The following is a 21,145-nucleotide window of genomic DNA, read 5'->3' as shown; positions in this document are numbered from 1 at the left end:
AAGGTGGTCGATGGTGACTGGGATACCTCAGCGAAGGTCGGGGAGTCCAGTATCAGATTTCACCCGAAAAGGTGGTTCTGGGTGAATCCGACAGGTTCCACAGTCACGTCGCTCCCCGCTCCGAGGAGGCGACTCACTCCTCCGCGGCCGCGAGAGGCGCAGGGCACTTGGGCGAGCGACGCACTCAGTCGGGTGAACGCCGTCGCGGTTCTGCTCGTCGTCGTGGACGTGGTCGCCGTCGCGGCCGCGTCGGTCACCATCGGGCTCGGTTCGACCTGGGCGATCGCCGTGGCGGGCTTGCTCCTCACCGTTCGCGGGAGCAGCAGGCTGTACCGCAGGCGGCTGCGGCTCTCGTGGCTGCACGAGCTGCCCCGCTCGCTGATGGCCACGGCGTCGGTGTTCGCCGCGCTCACCTGTGCCGCGTTGTTCCTCGGCGCGCCCGGACCCGCCACGGCCTCGACGCAGTGGGCCGTGCTGCTGTTCGCCGCCTACAGCGAGCCCGCCCGGGCCGGGGTGTTCGCGCTCGGCCGCTGGTGCCGCCGCCGGTTCGACCGCTGCGACCGCTCGCTCGTCGTCGGCGCGGGCAAAGTGGGCGCTGACCTGGTCAGAGCCATGCTGGACCACCCTGAGTACGGCCTGCGCCCAGTCGGCTGCCTCGACAGCGGGCCGGTTGCCACGCAGCTGCCGGTGGATCTGCTCGACGAGGACCTGGCAGACGCGATCACCCGGCTTCGGGTCGGCACGGTGATCCTCGCGTTCTCGCACGGCGACTCGCCGCTGGTGGAAGCCGCGATCACGGCGCACCGCCTCGGCTGCAACACGCTGGTCGTGCCCCGGATGTACGAGCTGCACGCGGACGGACCCGACATCGAACGGGTGCGCAGCTACCCGCTGATGCGCCTGGGCGCCGCCCCCACGAGCAGGCCGAGCTGGTGGGTCAAGCGTGCCTTCGACCTGGTCGTCGCCGGGGTGGCGCTGGTCCTGCTGTCACCGGTCATGGCGCTGTGCGCGCTGGCGGTGCTGGTGGAGAGCGGCAGGCCGGTGTTGTTCCGGCAGGTCCGGGTCGGCATGGACGACGAGACCTTCGTCCTCTACAAGATCCGCACGGTCCGAATGCGCGGCGATGACGATTCGCAGATTCGCTGGTCGGTGGAAGGCGACGCGCGAGTCGGGCCGGTGGGCCGATTCCTCCGCCGAACCGCGCTCGACGAGCTGCCGCAGCTGTGGAACATCATTCGCGGCGAAATGTCGGTGGTCGGCCCGCGACCCGAAAGGCCGGGTTTCGTTCGCGAATTCTCCGCGATTCACGAACTATACTGGGCCCGCCATCGGGTGCCGACCGGCCTGACCGGTCTCGCCCAAGTCCACGGTTTGCGCGGAGACACCTCGATCGGCGACAGGTGCCGCTACGACAACTATTACATCGCGAATTGGTCATTGTGGCTGGACCTCAAGATCTTGCTGATGACGGTGGGTGAGCTGGTGTGTCGACGCAATCGCTGAATACCCCGCGCGGACGACTCGGCCGCGCGTTGGCGGGGGTCGCGCTGCTGTCCGCGACGGCCTGTGTCTCCAGTTCCGCCGGGGAATTCAACGTGCCGCCGCCGAAACCGCGCGCGCCCTGCGCGTGGTGGTATGGAATCGGTGATTCGCCGACCGCCGCCGAGATCGAGGCCGCGGCGAAGCGCTATCACGTCGTGGTGCTCAACTCGTGGGAAACCGCGGCCATGCGCAAGCTCCACGAGCTCAATCCCAAGATCAAGGTTCTGCTCTACAAAGACCTCTCCAGCACCCGCAATTACCCGGGCACGGTCATCGGCGACAAGGACGCCGAGCAGCTGCCGACCGGGCTCGGCTACCACAAGACGCAGCGCGAGCATCCCGAGTGGTTCGCCGTGGACACCGCGGCCAAGCGCATCGAGTGGCAGGGCTACCCGAGGCACTGGCAGATGACGACCTGGGTGCAGCAGTACCAGCAGGCGTGGGCGGCCGCGGTCACCACCGAGGTCACCCGCGAGGGCTGGGACGGGGTGTTGGCGGACAACGACTTCAACTCGCTGAGCCACTACTCGCCCGCCGTGCTGGCGGGCACCGCGGACGCCGCCGCCACCGACCGGCTGCTGCGCGACGGGCTCGACGCGTTCCTCAGCGTCGCCGGGGACTCCCTGCAGAAGGCCGGGAAACTGTTTGTTCCCAACGTGTCCGAGACCTTCCTGACACCGGGCCGGTGGACGGCGCACTCGCGCTTCGCAGGTGCCATGGAGGAGAACTTCGGCTTCCGTGACGACAACGGCGCGGGCGATCTGCTGACCTTCCAAGGCAACGAATGGAAGGAACTGCGCGGCCAGGCCGCACTCGGCGAGTCCTGGCTGCTGCTGGTGACCCGCGCGAGAAGCGCGCGCGAGGAGCGCGTCGGCTACGCCAGCGCCGCGCTGCTGGCCGGTCCGTACACGTGCTGGAACATGGCCACCACGCCCGATTACAGCAAGCCGGAGTTGTCGCGGCTGCACGGATCCGGCCTCGGCGAGGCGGTCGAGGCGGCCACCCGGCACCCGAACGGGATGTGGACCCGCGAGTTCACCGGCGGCTGGGTGGCGGTGAATCCCACCGCGGCGACGGCGGAGGTGGCGGTGCCCGCGGGTCTGGTCACGGTCGACGGAGCCCCGGTGACCTCACCGCTGCAAGTCACCGCCGCGGATGGCGCCGTCCTGGTCAAACCGAAAACGAATTCACCCACTCCGGTGCCTTAAGTTATCGAATGGGTGGAATTTCACGGCCTAGGGTGGGAAATCCGGTACGGATCGAAGTCGATCAACCGGTGTCATATACCTCGAAAGGGTAATGGGAATACAGCCCGTACGCTCCCGCACATCATCGAGCACGACATTCTCAGGGAGCATCGTGCGCGGCTATCTGGAACTCGCGGCGTCCACGACGATGTACGGGCTTGGGATCGTGGCCCAGACCATCGCGGCCCGACGGGCTGAGCAGCGGCCAGGATCCGGCCTCGGACTCCTCGCCCGGCTGGCGACCGACCGGATCTACCTCCTCGGATTCGCCGGCCAGGTCGGCGGATTCGCCCTCGCCTTCCTTGCCAGGGAGTCTCTTCCGCTCTACCTGGTCCAGGCGGGCTCGTCGTCGGCCGTCGGTCTCGCCACCGTGTTCGGCGTGCTGATGCTGCGCTGGCGGGTCCGCGCGATCGAGATCGCCATGCTGCTCGTGATGGCCTTCGGCCTCGCGCTGCTGGCCGCGGCGTCGACACCCTCGGTGGCGAACGACATCCCGACCGGCACGGGCCTCGCCATGCTGGGGTTGCCGCTGCTCGCCGGGGCCGTCGCAGTGCACCTGGGTCTGGTCACGACGGCCGTCCCCCTCGCGATCTTCGCCGGGCTGGCGTTCTCGGTCGTCGCCATCACCAGCCGCACGATCGCCGACGAACCGCTCGTCACGCTCGTGCTGCATCCGCTGGCGTGGCTGATGTTGGTGGCCGCGCTGGTCGGCCAGGCGTGCTTCGCCATGGCGCTGCAGCGGGGTTCCACCACGTCGACCGCCGCGTCGATGGACGGCACGACCGTGCTGATCGCGTCCGCCGTCGGCGTCCTCGCGCTGGGCGACCAGATCGCGCCGGGCCGGTCGTGGTGGGTCGCGTTGGGCCTCACCCTCGTCGTGCTCGGCGTGCTCGTGCTCGGCGCGGCCTCGCGGTCCGCCCCCGCCGTCGTCACCACGGGAGCACGGGAGGCCGGGTGAGCGCGCGGCCGGTCGCCAGCGTCTCGCTGGATTTGGACAACCTGTGGGCGTACCTGAAGACCCACGGCGACCCGGCGTGGGAGCGCAGGCCGACGTTTCTTCCCGCCGCGGTGCCGCGGCTGCTGGAGGTCTTCGGTGAGCACCGGCTGACCAGCACGGTCTTCGTGGTCGGCGCCGACGCGGAACGCGAGGACGGCGCGGCAGCGATCGGCGCGATCACCGCGGCCGGACACGAGGTGGCGAACCACTCGTTCGGGCACGAACCGTGGCTGCACCGGTATTCCCGCGCCGAACTCGAGGTCGAGGTGGCCAAGGCGGAGGAGGCCATCGTCGGCGCGGGCGCCCCGCGGCCGACGGGCTTCCGTGGTCCCGGTTTCAGCGTGACCCGGGATCTGTTGGAGGTGCTCGCCGACCGGGGCTACCGCTACGACGCGACCACGCTGCCCACCTGGATCGGCCCGCTCGCGCGGGCGTACCACAACCGCACCGCGCCCAACGCGGGCGAACCGGGCCGCGACGACCTGTTCGGCGGGTTCTCCATGGTGCGCGGGCCGAACACGCCCTACCGCTGGCGAATCGGGGCCACCGGGCTGACCGAGCTTCCGGTCACCACGATGCCGCTGCTCAGGACACCCATCCACGGGTCGTACCTGCTGCAGCTGCACCAAGCCTCGCCCCGGTTGGCGCGCGGCTACTTCCGCACGGCGCTGGTCCTGTGTCGGGTCCGCGGGGTCTCGCCGTCGCTGCTGCTGCACCCAACCGACGTGCTCGGCGCCGCGGAGGCGCCCGGGATGGAGTTCTTTCCCGGCATGTCCGTGCCAAGTGGACAGAAGGTCGCGCTGCTCGGCTGGGTCCTCGCCGAACTGCGCCGCCACTTCGACGTCGTGGGCACCGGCGACCACGCCGCCCGAGTCGGCGCCCGGCTGCGCGACCGGGACGTGAGCCGGGTGCGCCGATGCGGGTGACCACGGCCGCTCCGCGGCGGACGCGACCTTCCTGGGAAACCCGGATGCTTGGCGTCCTCGCGTGCGCGACGGTGGCCTTGGCGCCGATGGAGGGCTACCTCTTCGACGTCCACGGCCAGCTCGCCAAGGTAGCGCCCGCCCTCCTCGCCGTGGCGTGGCTGGTGATCCGGGTACGGGAACGGCGAGCGCCGATCGCGCACCCGGTCCACGCGGTCCTCGCCCTGTTCGCCGTGGTCCTGCTGGCCTCGGCGGCCGTGCACGCGGGTGGCCGGTTCACTGTGGACTACACGGTGCGCTGGCTGCCGTTCCTGCTGCTCACGGTGATCATCGCGGACATCGCCGCCAGGGAACTACCGATCAAGCTCCTACTCGGAGCTGCCGCGGCGGGGGCGACGGTGGCGGCGGGGGCGGCGCTGTACGCGATGTTCGCGGAGGGGCAGCCGCGGGCCAGTGGGCCGGTGGAGGACCCCAACGACCTGGCCTATTTCCTCGTTGTGGCGGTGCCGATGCTCATCGCGGTGCTGCCGTCACACCGTTGGCACGCGACCGGCCCGACCATGTTCCGCTCAGGTCGATGGACACCGACCGGCCCACCCTCCCTCCCCACCGATCAGTGGACAGCCACCAGCCCAACCCTGTTTCCCCCAAGTCGATGGGCAGTGAACGGCCCAGTTTTCCTGCCCACTCTCCTTTCTCGCCGGTGGGCGGCGATCACTGTGCGAGTGGTGGCCGTTCTCGCGGGCGCGACGCTGGTGGCCGGGGCGATGGCAACGCTGTCGCGCGGAGGGTTCCTTGCCCTGACCGCCGCGATCGCCTGGCTGCTGCTGCGCCGCGTCCTGCCCCTGCGAGTGTTCATCGGCGCGCTGGCCGTGGTCGCGCTGATCGGCGTGACAGCCCTGTCGTTCGCGGGTCCGGCGCTGGACAGGGCACTCGGCGAGAAGAGCTTCATCGCAGGATCCAATGTGAACGCCAGGGAACTGCGCTGGCAGGCGGCGGCCCGCATGCTCGCCGAGAACCCCGTGCTGGGCGTCGGCCCCGGCGGCTTCCGCGGCGACTACGCGGCGGCCTCGCACAACGCCGAGGTCGGTGAGCAGACTCCGGTGGCGCACAACATGTACCTGGAAGTCGCCGCCGAGCTGGGTCTGCCCGGGTTCGTGCTGTTCCTGTGCCTGCTCGTGCTGGCCGCCGTCGCCACCGAACGTGCCCTCCGCGCCAGCCGCGATCGCAGGCAAATGGTGGCCGTGCAGGCCGCCCTGATCGCCGTCACGGTGGCGTCCACCTTCTTGTCCCAGCAGTACTACCTGCCGCTGTGGCTGCTGATCGGCATCGCCGTCGCGGCCGAGTCGCGTGTTCACGAACGGAGAGGAAGTGCCGATGCGGGTGCTCCAGGTGATCAGTGAGATGGGTGCGGGCGGCGCCGAGGCGCTCGTCTCGGGCATGGTCGGCGAAGGCGCCGGGTTCGGCTGGGAGTCTGCTGTCGCGTCGGGCGGCGGATACCGCGCGGACCGGTTGCGGGAGCAGGGCTTCCCCACTTTCCCCGTCCCGATCGCGCGCCGCAGCGCCGTCGGTGTGCTGCGGGCCGCCTCCGCGACCGCCAAGGCCATCCGGCGGTTCGACCCTGACGTCGTGCTCGCCCACAACGTCTCCGCGAGCGTGGTGGCCAGGCTCGCGATGCTGCGCGCCCGACGCCTGCCGGTGCTGACCGTCTTCCACGGCGTCGCCGACGCCGACTTCCCCGGCGCCGTCCGGCTGCTGCGGCGCACCGCCGACGCCGTGGTCGCGGTCTCCTCCGCCACCGCCGACCGGCTCCGCGTCACCGGACTGACCACACCGGATCCCGTTGTGGTGCCCAACGCCGTGTTCCACGAGCGCCCCTCCCTCGACCGCAGGACGATGCGCCGGTCGCTGGGCGTGGTGGCCGACGAGCTGCCGGTCGCCCTGTGCCTGGCCCGGATGGAGCCGCAGAAGCGCCACGACGTGCTGCTCGAGGCCTGGGCCCGGCTCGGTGGCGACACCGTGCTGTGGCTGGCGGGCGACGGCAGCACGCGCGCGGCCCTCGAAAAGCAGGCAGCCGATCTCGGGCTCGGCGCCCGGGTCCGGTTCCTCGGCAGCCGGTCGGACGTGCCGAACCTGCTGGCCGCGGCCGACGTCACGGTGCTGACCAGCGACTGGGAGGGCATGCCCATCGCGGTGCTGGAGTCGCTCGCCGCGGGCCGACCGGTCGTCGCGTCCGATGTGGACGGTGTGCGGGAGGCGTTGGCCCACGGCGGGGGGATCGTCGTGCCGCCTCGGCAGCCCGACGCGACCGCCGCCGCCCTGCGCACCCTGCTTTTCGACCCGGTGGCACGGGCCGCTGCGGGCGCCGCCGGACCGGCGGCCGGACACGATCCGCACACGCTCATGAAGTCCTACGACGAACTCATCCGGACACTCACGGGAGAGCGGCTGTGAAAGCGATTTACGCCAGAACTCCCCTGTCGGTGTTGGCAGGCCTGTTGGCGGGCCTGGTCATCACCGCCGTCGTGCTGATCGCCGCCGAGGCACGCGGCGAGGTGTTCGAGGGCCGGGTCGGGCTGCTCGCCCAACCGGTGCCGGACGCGCAGACGCCGTACGGCGAAGTCGTGTCGCTGGGCCTGCCCGCGATGGTCGAACTCGCCCGCAGTCCCTCGGTGCTGGAGGCCGCGACGCACGGCCTCGGGATCTCGCCCGCGGACCTGGCCAAGAGCGTGTCCGTCGAGCTGGTCCCGGCGTCGGCACTGGTGCGGCTGGCCGTGCGGGCGCCCACCGAGGCCCAGGCGCAGGCGGCCGTGTCCGCCATAGCCAAGGCGATGGTCGCCGCGGATCTGCTCGCGCCCGCGGGGAAGCTGCGGCTCGTCGACGAACGGGCCGAACTCACCCGGGTCGCCCCAGACCGTCCGCTGGCGTTCGGCCTCGCGGTGGCGGCGGGTGCGGTGGCGGGCCTGGCCACCGGGACTGTCCTCGCGCTGCGCCGAACCCGGTCGGTCGCGGAGGCGCTTGAAGCGGCCGGTGTGCGGCACCGGGTGACGGTCGCGCACGAGGACGACAAAGACCTGGCGGATCGGCTCGCCGTGCTGTGCGCGGCGGCGGCCCGACCCGCCCGAGTGGTGGCGGTCGCGCCGGACCTGGCCGACCGCGCGGACGCGCTGGCGGAACGACTGCCCGACAAGACCGGTGAGCCCGGCGATGGGAGTGCGGTGATCGTGATGGTCCACAAGGAAAACCCGGCGGAGGGGGCGGCAATGGTCGGCCTTCTCCCGCTGTCCTCGGTGCTGGTGGCGGTGGTGGTGGCATGAAGGACCGCACCCTGCGCGTGGTCACCGGCCTGGTCGCGGTCGTGGGCGCGCTGAGCGCCTGGCGCGCGCTTCAGCCCTCACTGCGCGTCCCCATTCCCAGCCTGGCCAACAAGGCCGAAGAGCGGATGCAGGACTTCCGGGACGCCCTGTACTTCCCGATCCGGGAGTTCATGGATGGCGGCAACCCGTACAACCCGGCGGCGATGTTCGCGAACTGGCCGGTGCGCCAGGACTTCAACCTCTACCAGCCGTACCACTTGGTGCTGCACATGCCGTTCGCGCTCCCGTCGTACCGGGTCGGCGCGGTGGCGTTCACCGTGGTGTCGTTGCTGCTGCTGACGCTGCTGGCGTGGATGGCGGCGGCGCACGTCCGGGTGCGGGTGCCGATCCCGCTGGTGCTCGGCACGGTGGTGCTGGCGACGCTGCTGGTCACCAGCCAACTCGGCAAGGCGCAGCTGTACGTCGGTCAGGTCAATCCCCTCATCGCGGTCGGCGCGGCCGGGGCGCTGATGGCGCGGTCCAGCCACCCGCGGTGGGCGGCGTTGGCGCTCGCGGCGGCCTGGCTCAAGCCCCAGTTCGGGCTTCCGCTGGCGATCCTCCTGTTCGCCCGCGGGTCGCAGCGGGTCGCGCTGACCGGCACGGCGATCGCGGCGGTGGCGAGCCTGCCGTGGGTGGCGCTGCTGATCGCGCGTGGCGGCGGGGTGGGCCCGTTCCTCGATGTGATCGCGGCGAACCTGGCCCACGCCAACAGCACCTCCTACGGCGCGGTCGACTCGGTCACCGCGCAACGGGTCGACCTGCCAGCGGTCCTGTTCCGCCTCACCGGCTGGGTCGCGCCGGGGGCGGAAGCGCTGGCACTGGTGGGAATTCTCGCGCTCAGCGTGGTGTTGCTGCGGCGGCTCGACCGGCTCGGGAACCCGAACGCCACGGCCATCGCCGATCTCCTGACCTGCCTGGCCGTCGTGGTCGCGGTGGTGCACCAGCCGGGCGACCTGCTGATCGCCGTCCCGGCGATGGCGCTGGTGGCGGCCCTGTGGTGGCGGCACCGCCGGGAACATGACTGGCGGATCGTCGGTTTCGCGGTCGCGGCGCTGGCCGTGCCGTTCGCGCATCTGCACTTCGTGGACAACGCGCTCGTCGCGCTGCTCGGCGCACGGGCAGGCGTCACGCTCGACGGCGTCGCCATCGTGACGGCCTGGGTGCTGCTGGTGATCTACGCGTTCCGCCTGGTGCGGGTGCGTGAACCCGTGGTCGAGGGCGCCCGGTGACCGACCTGCTCGGCGCCCGCGCGGCCCGCGGGTCGCTGTGGCTGCTGGGCGTGAACGTCGTCTCCAAGGGCAGCCAGATGGCGGTCACCCTGGTCCTGGCCGCCTTCCTCACCGAAGGCGACCTGGGCACGGTGTCGCTGGTGGTGTCGCTGGTGAACATCGGCCAGGTCATCCAGTCCATGGGTGTCTACGACGTGATCAGCCGCACCGACCGCGACCCGCGGCTGCTGGGGGGGACGGTGCTGACGTTGAGCGTGGGCGCCGGGGTCGTCCTCGCGGGCGCGCTGGTGCTCGCCGCCGACACGGTCGCCGCACTGTTCGGCACGCCGGGGGCGGCGCCGCTGATCCGACTGGCGGCGCTGACGCTTCCGTTCTCGGCGGCGGGCGGGGTGCTGATGGGTCTGATGCACCGGGATCTGGACTTCCGCCGCCGGATGCTGCCGGACGCGGGCAGCGCGGTGCTGGGCGCGACGGTCACGGTGGTGCTCGCGGCGCAGGGTGATGGTCCGCGGGCGCTGGTGGTCGGCCTGCTGTGCACCGCCGTCGCCCAGCCGGTTCTGGGCGCGCTGGCTGGGGTCCGGTGCAGGCCGAACTGGGACTCCGGTGCGGCGCGGGAGGCACTGCGCTGGATCGCCGTGGTGGGCCCGGCGGCCATCGTCGCGGTGCTGCTGGTGACGGTGGACTACCTGGCGATCGGCCACGTTCTGGGCGCCGACGCGCTGGGCGTGTACTCGCTGGCGTACCGGATCGCGTGGGTGCCGTACATCCTCGTCGCGGTCGTGCTCGGCGGTGTCGCGTTCCCCCTGTGCGCCGCCCTGATCCGCTCCGGGCGCCGCGCGGAACTGCCCGCGGTGGCATGCCGGTTCACCCGCGCCACCCTGGCGGTCACGGGTGGGCTGTTCGTGGTCGCGGCGGTGCTGTCCGACCGGGTCGTCCTGCTGGGTGCCCGCTGGGCGCCCGCCGCCGGTGTCCTGGTCCTGCTGTGCGGTTACGGGCTGGCCATCAGCCTGCTCCAGACATGGCATCAGGTGATCAAAGCGGCGGGCCATGCCCGGCTCTTCCTCGGGCTGCAGACCGCTCATCTCGTGGTGCTGGTGGCTCTACTGGCGCCGGGGACCAGGTTCGGGGTAACGGCGGTGGCGGTGATCCAGGCCGGGGCGGCTTGGCTGGTGGTCGCGGGCACGTGGTGGGCAATGGCCCGGCGCGGCCTCGCCTTCCGGATGACGGAACTCGCGCGGATGGCACTTGGCGTGGTGCTCGCCTGCGTGGTGTGCGCGGGTGTGGCACTCGCCGTCGACGGCGAGTGGACGGGTTCGGTGACGGGAACTCTCGTCGAAGCGCTGCTGCTGCTTCTGGTCTACGGGGCGGTTCTCGTGCTCGTCGACCGGGAAGTGATTCGGGAGTTGCGGGCGGTGGGCCGGTGAGGGTGATCCACGTGACGCAGCCCGTGGCCGCCGGGGTGGCCGCGGTGGTGTTGGAATTGGCGGTGGCGCAGCAGCGGTCCGGGTGGTCGGTGGGCATCGCGTGTCCGCCTGAGGGGTGGCTGGCCGAGCGGGCACGGGAGGCGCGGATCGAGGTGCGGCCGTGGGCCGCGACCCGGATGCCTGGACCGTCGTTGGCGGCCGAAGCGGTGCGCCTGGGCCGAATAGTGAGCCAGGCCGAGCCGGATGTCGTGCACCTGCACAGTTCCAAGGCGGGTCTGGTGGGGAGGCTGGTGCTTCGCGGCCGGGTGCCGACGATCTTCCAGCCGCACCTGTGGTCCTTCCAGACGGCGGGTGGGCTGCTGCGCCGGGCGTGCGCCGCTTGGGAGCGGGCCGCGTCGCGGTGGACGCACCAACTGGTGTGCGTGAGCGATGACGAACTCGTGGCGGGTCGCGAAGTCGGGGTCTCAGCGGCGGCGGAGGTGGTCTGCAACGGCGTCGACACCGGGCGGCTGCGGCCGGGGGATCGGACGGCCGCCCGTGCCCGGCTCGGGTTGGCCCCGAACGCGCCGACGGTCGTGTGCGTGGGCAGGCTCGCCCGGCTCAAGGGACAAGACCAGTTGCTCGCGGCTTGGCCCGCGGTGCTCGCGGCCGTGCCCACGGCGCGCTTGGTGTTCGTCGGCGACGGACCACTGGGAACCACCTGGCGAGACGGCATCGCGGTCGCGCGGCACAAGTCCGTCCAGTGGTGGGGGCACAGCGACGCGGTCGCGGACTTCTACACCGCGGCGGACGTCGTGGCCCTGCCGTCGAGGGCGGAGGGGATGGCGCTGGTCCCGCTGGAGGCGATGGCCTGCGGCCGGTCGGTGGTGGCGTTCGACGTCGGCGGCGTGCGGCAGAGCGTGGCGGACGCGGGTGCCGTGGTGCCCGCCGGAAGCGTCCCCGCGTTGGCTTTCGCCATTGTGCGGCGGCTGGCCGACCCGGCGTTCGCGGCCCGCGAAGGCGACCTGGCGCGGCGTCGGGCCGAGACCCTGTTCGACCGTGACCGGGCGACGGACCAGATCGCCACGCTCGTCGAGAAACTCGTCTCCCCGAGGGAATCCGTATGACCGACCGGCTTCGGATCGCGTACCTGCTGACGCAAGACCACGGCGGACCGGTGGACCTCACCGTGCGCCTGGCCGCCACCTTGATCGCGTCCGGCGAGGCCGACGTCCGCGTCTTCGGCCCGCTGCCGCGCCGGGGCGCTGAGCTGATCGAGGGCCACCACGAGCTCATCGCGGTGCCGCGCAAGGGAGACCTGGGGGCGGCGCTGCGGGCCAGAGCGGCGCTGCGGGCGTGGAATCCCGTTGTCGTGCACGCCCAGGACCGTCGTGCGGGCTTGGTCAGCGCGGGCCTGCCTCGCGTGGTGCACACCTACCACGGCGTCCCGGACGACGTGGGTGAGCCGTGGTTCCGCGGCACCCGGGGCGCGCCACCGCCGTCGAGGTACAGCAGGGCCGTCCTGTCCGCTGACGCCTTGGTGGCTCGGGTCGTCGCCCGCACGGTGGCCCCGGCCCCCAGCATGGCCACGTTCCTCACCGGCCGCCTTCGCGTCCCCACACGGCGGGTCGTGCACATCGACAACTGCGTGGCGATGGGCGAGTCCGACCCCACACCCGGCCCGGTCCGGAAGCTGCTGTTCGCCGGCCTGCTGGTGGAACGCAAGGGTGTGGACCTCCTGCTGGCGGCGCTGGCCATCCCCGGCACCATGCCCCCCGAGGCGACCCTCACCGTGGCGGGCGACGGCCCCGAACGCGCCAGGGCGGAACGTCTGGCCGACTGCCCGGGGCTGCGCGGCCGGGTGCGCTTCCTGGGGTTCCGGTCCGATGTGCCGGTTCTCTTGCGACAGCACGACGCTTTTGTGTTGCCGTCGAGGATGGAGCAGCAGCCGCTGGTGATCGCGGAGGCCATGGCGGCGGGGAAGCCGGTGCTGGCCACCGACACGGGCGGCGTCGCCGACATGCTCAGGGTGCCAGGGGTACCGCGGTTCTTGGCTGTTCCGGGTGATGTCGACGACTTGGCCAGGCAGCTCCGCGCGCTTTTCGCCGCTCCTGTGCATAACGGCGACCTCCTATCGGCGAGCGCTCGGTCCCGTTTCTCCCCGGAAACCTGCGCCCAGCAACACCTATCCCTCTACCGGGGCCTTGCTTGATCGACTTCGTGCGGGTGGTTCCGGGGGCTTTTGGGGTGGTGCACATTCGGGTGGTTGGGCTTGATTCGGGGACCCCTGAGATGGCCCTGCGGGTCGAGAAGGTGAGGAGAGGGAGGGCCCGCCCATCGCAGCGAGCCCCCGAGTCCGCTGCGCGCAGCGCGAGCCACTCCCCGCCCGATGCGCACAGCGCAAACCACCCGTGGTCCGGTAGGGCTGGGATGGCTACCGATCGCACCGTGGGGTCCGGGGGTCGCCCAGGGTGCTCCTCCTCCAGGAGTTCTGGATTCCAGTCCGCTCGCCCCGTCCAAGGTCACGACCGACGCGCTTCTCGCTTGAGCAGAAGGTCGGCTGCCGCGAGGGACCTGCGACCTTCATGATCCGTTCCCTGCACTGGGTCTTGCCACGGTAAAGGTCACCGCGACGTCGTTGGCGTCGCGCAGCGCGAGATAGATCGGGCACCGAGCCAGCCACGCCCGCCGCAGCGCCTCGATCCGGTCGGCCGGGCTGGGTGAGGTGATGCTGATCTCGACCCGCAACTCCCCCAGATCCGAACGAGTCCCGGCCACGCCCAGCAAACCGCCGAGATCGGCCGTGCAGCCCGCCGTCGCGTTGACATCGGTCGCCTCGACGTCGAACTCCGGCGCCAGCGTGTCCCGGACGAACACCACGGCGCACGCGGCAAGGGCGCCGAGCAAGTACGCCGTCGGGCTCGGCGACTGGTTGCTGCCACCCACCGCGGTCGGCAGGTCGCACTCCCACGAGAACGGACCTGTTGACAGCTGCGCACGCCCGCCTACCAGCGTCGCGGTTACCTTCGGCGCGATCCGGCCCGCGGCGGGATCCGCCGTGAACTTCCGCACCGACGTCTCAAGTGCTGATGTCATCGTCATCCTCCGTGTCAAAGGCTCAGAAGTACTGACAGTGGTCGGCCCGCACGGCCTTTTCCTCGAGGAACCACGTCGCATCGACGATGCCGTCGGCCTCGGGAATCAGGTTCTCCTCGTCGACGTCGAAGGTCGCCGCCGCGAGCCGGCACGCATACAGGTGCACGCCCATTTCCTTGAGCATCGTGAGCTGATCCAGGATGTCGGTCGGCTCACCGTCGGCGGTCATCTTCGCCCGCAGGACCTCGGCCTCGCCCGCGTGCCTGCCCTCGACCTCGAGCGAACGCGCACCCTTCTCGGTCAGCGCCCGCACGGCCCACAGAACGAACAGCATGTCGACCTGCGCACCCTTGGCCGCGTACAGATACGCGAACGTCAGCGGGGTGAGCATCTTGTCGTACGCGTCGTCGCGCACCACGATGGCGAGCTTCTCCATAACCGCCTCCTCAAGTCGATGAGGAGAACGGTAGAAGCGCACGGCGGTGACAACATCCGTCGTCATACCGTATTTCCGGCTGGCTATTGCCGTGTTTCCAGCACCGGGGAATTGCCGACGACGCCCAGCTCAACCCCCCGCCGGACGGCGGCGACACGAGACGTGCAGCCGAGCTTGGCGAGCACGTTACGGACATGCATGTCGACGGTGCGCGGGCTGATGAACAGTTCGGCCGCGATCTGACGGTTCGTCCGGTCCGAGCCCAGCAGGCACAACACCTCCTTCTCGCGTGGGGTGAGACCGGCGGGTTCGAGCGCTCGGGCGGCCAGCCGCCCGAGCCTGCGGTCGACCTGTTCGCCCATCGCTGCCAGGCGACTCACGCATTCACGCGCCAATGGCTTCGCGCCCAGCTGCCGAGCAGTCCGGTAAGCACTGGTGACCTTGTCCACAGCGGCCTGCCTACGACCGTCAGCGGCCAGGGCGGCACCCCAGCGCAGCTGAGACAGCGCCTTCTCGTAGGGCGCGGCGACACCCTCAAGCAAGTCGACGGCCCGACCGAACTGGGCGGCCGCCTGCGCGGCCTCACCTCTGGCCAGGGCGAGGTCGCCGCCCGCGTGGGCCAGCGCCGAGAGCACCTTCGGCGAGCTGTCCCTGGTCGCGGCCGTGGCCAGCAACCGGTGGCACTGCGCACCACGCTCGCCGTCGACCCGCTCGGCGAGGAACGTGCTGGCCCACCGCAGGGCGGGGAGGGCGAAATGCCACTCCTCTTTGACCGAGCACCGCTGCAGAATCGCCGAGACCTCGCGCGACGCCGCCGCGTCGTCGCCGTCCGCGTCGGCGAGGAGCGCAAGCCCCCACATGGCGCCGACCTCGATGCCGAAGATCTCGTGCGCACGGCCGAAGGCGGCGGCCCGCCGTAGTGGCCCTCGCGCTCGCCGAGCGTCCCCGCGCAGGGCGTTGACCAGGCCCAACTCCTCCTGTGCCACCATGCGCACTTCCTGTGGTGAGTGATCGGAGCCGAGTACGTTCGCCGAGATCAACAGCGCTCGGTCCCACTCACCCATGATGCGCACCACCACCCCCAGGCAAGCGGAACACGCCTGGGACAGCTCGGTGATGTCGTGCTCGCGGCAGAGCTCGGCCGCTGACTCGTACGCGCGAGCGGCGGACGCGTAATCGCCGGCGTACAGCAGGGCAGCCGCGAGCTGGTAGTGGGCCTCGCCCGCGAGCTCGGGCCGCTGTCTCCGCATGGCCAGCGCGAGCCCGTCCCTGGCGAGCTGAACACCCCGATCGCCCTCACCCATGGTCGCCCGAACTCCACCTTGGATCGCCATCGCGCGCGCTCGCAGGTCGTCGCGGTCAGCGACTTCGGCATCCTCGGTCGCGGCCACCGCATGTTCCAGAGCCCTCGTGTTGTGCGCGGCCGACCACAGCCGCTCGGCGAGGGCGAGCCGTTCTTCGGCGGCCTCGCCGCTGGCTCCGGACGCGGTGAAGGACGCCGCGGCATCCTCACGTGCCGTAATGGCGCCTGACCAGTCGCCGAGCAGCTCGCGGGCGGTGGCGAGGCGGCGGTTCGCCATCCCGACGCCTGACCAGTCGCCCGCGGCCTGACGCAGCCGTCCCACCGCGGTCCAGGCTTCCGCGGCCGACGCATATTCGTCGCACAGTTCGGCGCAGGCCGCCAGCTGTTCGAGTACGGCCATCCGGCCGCTGGGATCGACCCGTTCCGGCCACACTTGCAGGGCGCGGCGAGCAAGCCTGGCCGCGTCGCGGTATGCGTGCACGGCGCAGTGCCGTTCCGCGGCGGACAGCAGCAATGGCCGCGCCCGCTCATACTCGTGCGCCGCGATCCAATGCTCGGCGACAACCTCGGGTGATGCGCCGCGCCGGGACAGATATCGCGCCACCCGATCGTGATGCGCACGCCGACGCGCCCAGGGGATTGCACCGTGTAGGGCCTCCTGAACCAAGGCATGCCGGAATACCGCGGTGTCCGACTCGGCCCGGCCCCGCTCCACGAGGAGCCCGGAGTCCAACAGGTCGTCGACCTCCGCCGGCGGCACCAGTTCGGCCAGGGCGGTGAGGTCCACCCGAACCCCGAGCACGGCGGCCAGCTCCACGGCGTCCGGATACGCACTCTTCAGTTCCGCGGTCCGAGCCAACACGGCGTCCACCACGCTGTCCGATAGGGGCAGGTCGGTGTCGGCCGGGATGTCCAGCGAGCCGTCGATTTCCCGCAGAGACCCGGTCTCCACCAGCGTCGCGGCCAGCTCCTCGACAAAGAAGGGGAGCCCGTCCGACCGGCTGTGCACGGCGGTGAGCAGCCCAGCGGAGACCGGCCTGCCGAGTAGTGCGGTGCAGAGGGCTTCCGTCTGCGCTTTTGCCAGTGGCCGCAGGGCGATCTCGCTCCGCAGGCCCCTTCCGCGCCGTAGTTCGCTCCTGGCACGCCGCAGCGGATGCGCCCGAGGCAGCTGATCACTGCGATAGGTCGCGACGATCAGCACCGATTCCTGTGTCAACGCGGCGGCGAGTGGCGGCAGGAGGTCGATAGTCGCGGCATCGGCCCAGTGCAGGTCCTCGATGACGACGACGACCGACCCGGTGCCCGCGGCGCGGCGCAAGGCGCGGCGCAAGGCGTCGACGAGAACAGCGCCATCGATCTCGGTGGCCGATGGGCCGAGCTCGGACAGCAACGGCCCAAGTGGCAGGTCTGCGGCGTCGATCTCATCGCGCAGCGACCGCACGACCTCCCGCACCGGCCCGTAGCCTCCGCGACCGAGGACGGCGGAGCCATGCAGTAGCCGGGACTCGCAGCCCGCGAGCACCTCAGCCACCAGCCGGCTCTTGCCGACACCCGCCTCACCGGACACCAGCACCAGACCACCCGCGCCCACACGACAGCGCGCGAGCGCCGCCTCGACTGCAGCCCGCTCCGTCTCCCGACCGATCAGAGACCCCGCACCCACAGCGGGAGTGTAGCCACGCGACTGCGGTCACAAGGGATATCGATCGATGAGCGGTGCGCCGGAAGTCCCGAGAGAAACGTCGGTGCGCAGTATGGTTGGCCGGTGTCCGACCGGACGCCGCAGGGCAAAGATCAGGTCCGCACGACTGAGGTTGTGGCGGCGCTGTCCCTCGCGACGGACTTGGGCATCGGGGTGCCCCTCGAGCACGGTCTGCACAGTGCGCTCATAGCGGCGCGGCTCGGCGACATCCTCGGGGTCGCCCAGGATATGCGTGCCCAAGCGCATTACACGTCGCTGCTCTTCTACATCGGTTGCACCGCCAGCGCTAAGACCGCGTCGGAGGTCTTCGCCGAGGACCACGCGCTGACGAAGTACGCCGTTCCCGTCAGATTCGGCTCCCTGCCGCAAATGGTCGCGGGTATGGCCCGCGCGGTGGCGCCGCCAGGCCAATCGCCCATCCTGCGCGCGATGCTGCTCGCCCGTGGCGTTCCCGCCCTGGCGCGCGAGTTCATGGATGTCACGCGTGCCGATTGTGATGTCGCACAGTTGCTCACCGGATGGCTCGGCCTGCCGCCTGCGGTGTCCGCCCTCTTCACCCATGCGAGCGCCCGGTGGGACGGAAGGGGCGGGTCGGGAAGCGCCAAGGGCGAGGCCATTCCGCTGCCGATGCGTGTGACGCAGGTCGCCCGGGATGCTGCCTTCCAGCGCATGCTCGGGGGTGACGAGTTCGCCGCCCGCGTGGTGAGGAGCCGTGCGGGTGGTGCGTTCGACCCGGATGTCGCGGAGCCTTTCGCGGACCATGCGGCCGAGATCCTGGCGTTCGACCCGCACGCCTCACTGTGGTCAGCGACCCTGGCCTGCGAGCCGCCGCCCAATCTCGTGCTGGAGGGCGAGGGCGTGGATCGCGCACTGGGCGCGATCGGCGACTTCGCCGACCTGGTCTCGCCGTACCTCGTCGGTCACTCGGCCGGCGTCGCCGGCCTGGCAGCGCTCGCCGGGCACCGATGTGGCCTCGGCGCCGCGGAGGTCGTGGCCCTGCGGCGTGCTGCGCTCGTCCACGATGTGGGGAGAGTCGCCGTACCCGCCCGCATCTGGCAGCACCCCGGGCCGCTCTCGCCGGACGACTGGGAACGGGTCAGGCTGCACGCGTACCACACCGAGCGCATTCTCAGCCGATCGCCGTTCCTGGCCTCGCTCATCCCGATCGCCGCCCTCCACCACGAACGTCTCGACGGCTCCGGCTATCACCGGGGAAGCACGGCAGCGGCACTCGGCATGCCCGCACGCGTGCTGGCCACCGCCGACGCATACCACACCATGACCGAGCCGCGCCCCCACCGGGACGCCCTCTCACCGACCGAGGCGGCCGAGCGACTTGCCATGGAGGCGCGCGCCGGACGACTGGACCGGGACGCGGTCAGCGCCGTGGTCGCGGCAGCCGGTCAGCACGTGCGGCGCATCACTCGACCGACAGGCCTGACCGACCGCGAAAGTGAAGTAGTGGGCCTGCTCTCCCGGGGCCTGCAGACCAAGCAGGTCGCCCGAGCTCTCGGGATCTCCGTCAAGACCGCCGACCGCCACGTCCAGAATGCCTACCGGAAGATGGGAGTCTCCACCCGGGCGGGAGCCACGCTGTTCGCCATGCGGCACGGACTCGCGACATGGGGAGAACTCCCGATGGGCCTCGCCGCCGATCAATCCTAGCGTCGGAGCCACCGATCGAACGGGTTCCCAAGGAGTCGATCATGGCGAGCACGACCCATCCATCCGCTGAGCAAGCCCGTAAGCTGCTCATCGCCGGGTTGCCGGTCTCCGAGCGAATCGACGTGCACGGCGTGTCCACCGCCGTGCTCGAGGGCGGCCACGGCTCCCCCTTGGTCCTGCTTCAGGCCGAGTACGGCGCGGTCTGGATGGAAGTGATTCCCGAACTGGTGCTGACCCACCACGTGGTCACGCCTGACCTTCCCGGTCTCGGTGCCTCCGAGATCTCCAGCGGACGGATCGACGCAGACGGCGTGCTTTCGTGGCTTGGCGAGCTGATCGATCGGACCTGCGCGAGCCCGCCGGTGTTGGTGGGCAAGGGCCCGGCAGGCGCTCTCGCGGCACGCTTCGCGGCGAGGCACGCAGGCAGCGTCGCACGGCTCGTGCTCGTCGACTCCCACGGACTTGGTCGATTCCGGCCGCCGGTCGGGATGATCCTCGGGTTCCTCAGCATGCTGCTGCGCCCGACCGAGCAAGGGCTTGAGCGCAACTTCCGCAAGTACTGTTTCGTCGATGGCGACCAGGTCAGCGCCAGGCTGGGTGAGCGCTACAGATGGATGACCATCTATGCACTGGACCGCTTCCGCAACCCCACCGTCCGGACCGCGATGCGTAGCCTTATGCCCTGGCTGTCCTCGCCGATCCCGGCGGATTACCTGGACCGCATTACCGTTCCGGTGACCCTGATCTGGGGTCGCCACGATGTCGGCGTCCCACTGCACAAGGCAGAACGGGCCAGCTCTCGATACGGATGGCCGCTGCACGTGATCGAGGATGCTCGTGACGACCCGGCACTCGAGCGGCCCGAGGAATTCCTCAGCGCCCTGCGAGCCGCCCTCACCCGCTGACCGGCACTGCCGACAAAGAGGTACGTCATGTCCACCTTCGCCAACCGCTCACTTCGCGCAGGCGTCGTTGCGATCGCGCCCGCGCTCCTTCTCGCCGCGCTCAGCTACCACCCCTACCTCCCCGGCCGCCAGCCGAACATCGAAGCGCTGGCTGCGGCGGTCGCGGCCGGGCCGACGCGCTGGGGGGTCGCGCATCTGGCGACAGGCCTAGCGTCGGGGGTGCTGGCCCTGGCCTTTCTCGCGATCCGGAGTCACCTCCGTGCGGCAGGCGAGAACCGCTGGAGCGCCCCCGCCCTGCCCCTCGTCGTCATAGGCAGCACGCTCTACGCAATGCTGCCGGCGATGGAATTCGCGCCACTCGCGGCGAACGAGGCGGGTGGAGACATAGCAGCCGCCCAGATCGCGATTCTCCCGTGGTTCATCCCGATCCTGGTGGCCGGCGGGATCACCTTCGCCGCGAGCATGTTCGGATTCGCCGTGGGAGTTTCCCGAAGCGGAGTGCTGAGCCCGTGGCCGGCCAGACTCGTCGCGGCGGCGCTTGTGGTGATGGCCTTGTCGCGCGTGGTCCCGCTGTCCACAATCCAATTCCACCTGCAAGGTGTCGCCGGGTTCGTGGCTCTGCTTCCGTTGGCGTACAGCATGCGGAACTACCCGGCGACACCTGTCCTGGCACAGCATCGAACGAGGCACGCGACATGACAGCCACCGCGCCATGGCACCAGCCGGCAGGGAAGTCGCCATGACCGACACGACGAGAAGACCTTGGGCCAGTCACCGAGGGGCGGCGGATCGTGAGCGTCGCCGACGCGACAGACGGGCCGGGCTGCCACCCGAGCGCCTGGTGCTGGGAGACAGCCGGCAGTGGATTGTCTCTCGTGCATCGGGCAGCGTGCTGGAAGTATCCGTCGGCACCGGCCTGAACCTGCGCCACTACCCGCGGCACGTGACCCTGACCGCGCTCGACCTCGACCCGGAACTGCTCTCGATAGCTAGAAAGCGAGCGAACGACCTGCGTGACGTTTCGCTGTTGCAGGCCGATTCGGCACGGCTTCCGTTCGCAGCGGAGAGTTTCGACTCAGTGGTCTGCACCCTCGCCATGTGTGAGTTCCACGATCGAACGGTGGTCCTCGCCGAGATGAAACGAGTGCTGCGCCCAGGCGGCCGTCTTCTGCTGCTCGACCACGCCCAATGGCGTTGGCCCCGCCGGGGTCGGCCCAATGCCGCTGCCTTAAGTGATTGTGGTGGGTTAAGATCGTCGTGTGGCTGGTGTGACACGTGAGGTGAAGGCGGCTCAGGAGCGGCTTCCGGACCGGATTTCGATCGGGGTGTTGGCGAGGACGT

At 70.7% G+C, this 21,145-nt stretch carries 18 protein-coding genes; 15 read left to right on the top strand and 3 right to left on the bottom strand.

Going from position 1 to position 21,145, the window contains the following annotated elements:
• The first annotated feature begins 192 nt into the window (after positions 1–192).
• From ACRDSQ_RS29400 to ACRDSQ_RS29350, 11 genes are all read left to right on the top strand, one after another.
• Entirely contained in the window at positions 193–1,503 is a 1,311-nt protein-coding gene (locus ACRDSQ_RS29400) for a sugar transferase (protein WP_431425552.1), read from the top strand.
• Positions 1,485–2,750, top strand: a complete 1,266-nt coding sequence (locus ACRDSQ_RS29395) for a putative glycoside hydrolase family 15 protein (RefSeq protein WP_431425551.1) — start codon at positions 1,485–1,487, stop codon at positions 2,748–2,750. Before ACRDSQ_RS29400 ends, ACRDSQ_RS29395 begins: the two co-directional genes overlap by 19 nt.
• 151 nt (positions 2,751–2,901) lie before the next feature.
• On the top strand, positions 2,902–3,747 hold the full coding sequence (locus ACRDSQ_RS29390) for a hypothetical protein (RefSeq protein WP_431425550.1): 846 nt from the start codon (positions 2,902–2,904) through the stop codon (positions 3,745–3,747).
• A complete protein-coding gene (locus ACRDSQ_RS29385) occupies positions 3,744–4,712 on the top strand; it encodes a polysaccharide deacetylase family protein (RefSeq protein ID WP_431425548.1) in 969 nt (322 codons plus the stop codon). Before ACRDSQ_RS29390 ends, ACRDSQ_RS29385 begins: the two co-directional genes overlap by 4 nt.
• Positions 4,703–6,112: an O-antigen ligase family protein gene (locus tag ACRDSQ_RS29380; protein ID WP_431425547.1), complete on the top strand. Its 1,410-nt coding sequence runs from the start codon at positions 4,703–4,705 to the stop codon at positions 6,110–6,112. The genes ACRDSQ_RS29385 and ACRDSQ_RS29380 overlap by 10 nt, the downstream gene beginning before the upstream one ends.
• Positions 6,087–7,163: a glycosyltransferase gene (locus ACRDSQ_RS29375; protein ID WP_431425546.1), complete on the top strand. Its 1,077-nt coding sequence runs from the start codon at positions 6,087–6,089 to the stop codon at positions 7,161–7,163. Before ACRDSQ_RS29380 ends, ACRDSQ_RS29375 begins: the two co-directional genes overlap by 26 nt.
• Entirely contained in the window at positions 7,160–8,026 is an 867-nt protein-coding gene (locus ACRDSQ_RS29370; RefSeq protein WP_431425544.1) for a hypothetical protein, read from the top strand. The genes ACRDSQ_RS29375 and ACRDSQ_RS29370 overlap by 4 nt, the downstream gene beginning before the upstream one ends.
• Positions 8,023–9,294, top strand: a complete 1,272-nt coding sequence (locus ACRDSQ_RS29365) for a glycosyltransferase family 87 protein (RefSeq protein WP_431425542.1) — start codon at positions 8,023–8,025, stop codon at positions 9,292–9,294. The genes ACRDSQ_RS29370 and ACRDSQ_RS29365 overlap by 4 nt, the downstream gene beginning before the upstream one ends.
• Positions 9,291–10,718, top strand: coding sequence for an oligosaccharide flippase family protein (locus tag ACRDSQ_RS29360; RefSeq protein ID WP_431425540.1), 1,428 nt, complete (start codon positions 9,291–9,293; stop codon positions 10,716–10,718). The genes ACRDSQ_RS29365 and ACRDSQ_RS29360 overlap by 4 nt, the downstream gene beginning before the upstream one ends.
• An 11-nt stretch (positions 10,719–10,729) precedes the next feature.
• A complete protein-coding gene (locus tag ACRDSQ_RS29355; protein ID WP_431425538.1) occupies positions 10,730–11,824 on the top strand; it encodes a glycosyltransferase in 1,095 nt (364 codons plus the stop codon).
• Complete coding sequence (locus ACRDSQ_RS29350; protein WP_431425536.1) at positions 11,821–12,909, top strand: glycosyltransferase family 4 protein; 1,089 nt, start codon at positions 11,821–11,823, stop codon at positions 12,907–12,909. Before ACRDSQ_RS29355 ends, ACRDSQ_RS29350 begins: the two co-directional genes overlap by 4 nt.
• A 371-nt stretch (positions 12,910–13,280) precedes the next feature.
• Here the strand turns inward: ACRDSQ_RS29350 and ACRDSQ_RS29345 are convergent, their stop codons facing one another.
• The 3 genes from ACRDSQ_RS29345 to ACRDSQ_RS29335 form a co-directional block, all read right to left on the bottom strand.
• Complete coding sequence (locus tag ACRDSQ_RS29345) at positions 13,281–13,793, bottom strand: OsmC family protein (protein WP_431425534.1); 513 nt, start codon at positions 13,791–13,793, stop codon at positions 13,281–13,283.
• Positions 13,794–13,815: 22 nt separating this feature from the next.
• A complete protein-coding gene (locus ACRDSQ_RS29340) occupies positions 13,816–14,229 on the bottom strand; it encodes a DsrE/DsrF/DrsH-like family protein (RefSeq protein ID WP_431425532.1) in 414 nt (137 codons plus the stop codon).
• Between the two features lie 83 nt (positions 14,230–14,312).
• Positions 14,313–17,195, bottom strand: a complete 2,883-nt coding sequence (locus ACRDSQ_RS29335; RefSeq protein WP_431425530.1) for a helix-turn-helix transcriptional regulator — start codon at positions 17,193–17,195, stop codon at positions 14,313–14,315.
• Positions 17,196–17,297: 102 nt separating this feature from the next.
• Here ACRDSQ_RS29335 and ACRDSQ_RS29330 point away from each other — a divergent pair, with 102 nt between their 5' ends.
• From ACRDSQ_RS29330 to ACRDSQ_RS29315, 4 genes are read left to right on the top strand one after another with little or no spacing between them, the layout of a single operon-like run.
• A complete protein-coding gene (locus ACRDSQ_RS29330; RefSeq protein ID WP_431425528.1) occupies positions 17,298–18,899 on the top strand; it encodes an HD domain-containing phosphohydrolase in 1,602 nt (533 codons plus the stop codon).
• A gap of 41 nt (positions 18,900–18,940) precedes the next feature.
• Positions 18,941–19,804, top strand: a complete 864-nt coding sequence (locus ACRDSQ_RS29325) for an alpha/beta fold hydrolase (RefSeq protein WP_431425526.1) — start codon at positions 18,941–18,943, stop codon at positions 19,802–19,804.
• A 27-nt stretch (positions 19,805–19,831) separates the two neighbouring features.
• Positions 19,832–20,503: a hypothetical protein gene (locus tag ACRDSQ_RS29320; RefSeq protein WP_431425524.1), complete on the top strand. Its 672-nt coding sequence runs from the start codon at positions 19,832–19,834 to the stop codon at positions 20,501–20,503.
• A gap of 40 nt (positions 20,504–20,543) precedes the next feature.
• Positions 20,544–21,083, top strand: coding sequence for a class I SAM-dependent methyltransferase (locus ACRDSQ_RS29315; RefSeq protein ID WP_431425522.1), 540 nt, complete (start codon positions 20,544–20,546; stop codon positions 21,081–21,083).
• Positions 21,084–21,145 lie beyond the last annotated feature (62 nt).

The sequence above is a fragment of the Actinokineospora sp. genome, assembly GCF_050699995.1.
Lineage (GTDB): Bacteria > Actinomycetota > Actinomycetes > Mycobacteriales > Pseudonocardiaceae > Actinokineospora.
The sequence above is the reverse complement of the archived record's forward strand: the minus strand, read 5'-3'. Positions and strand labels throughout refer to the sequence as shown.

Bases quoted from the DNA above. Each gene is read 5' to 3' on its own strand.
- ACRDSQ_RS29350 (WP_431425536.1), top strand. From the start codon at position 11,821: ATGACCGACCGGCTTCGGATCGCGTACCTGCTGACGCAAGACCACGGC.
- ACRDSQ_RS29325 (WP_431425526.1), top strand. From the start codon at position 18,941: ATGGCGAGCACGACCCATCCATCCGCTGAGCAAGCCCGTAAGCTGCTC.
- ACRDSQ_RS29340 (WP_431425532.1), bottom strand. From the start codon at position 14,229: ATGGAGAAGCTCGCCATCGTGGTGCGCGACGACGCGTACGACAAGATG.
- ACRDSQ_RS29315 (WP_431425522.1), top strand. From the start codon at position 20,544: ATGACCGACACGACGAGAAGACCTTGGGCCAGTCACCGAGGGGCGGCG.
- ACRDSQ_RS29375 (WP_431425546.1), top strand. From the start codon at position 6,087: ATGCGGGTGCTCCAGGTGATCAGTGAGATGGGTGCGGGCGGCGCCGAG.
- ACRDSQ_RS29365 (WP_431425542.1), top strand. From the start codon at position 8,023: ATGAAGGACCGCACCCTGCGCGTGGTCACCGGCCTGGTCGCGGTCGTG.
- ACRDSQ_RS29345 (WP_431425534.1), bottom strand. From the start codon at position 13,793: ATGACATCAGCACTTGAGACGTCGGTGCGGAAGTTCACGGCGGATCCC.
- ACRDSQ_RS29380 (WP_431425547.1), top strand. From the start codon at position 4,703: ATGCGGGTGACCACGGCCGCTCCGCGGCGGACGCGACCTTCCTGGGAA.
- ACRDSQ_RS29320 (WP_431425524.1), top strand. From the start codon at position 19,832: ATGTCCACCTTCGCCAACCGCTCACTTCGCGCAGGCGTCGTTGCGATC.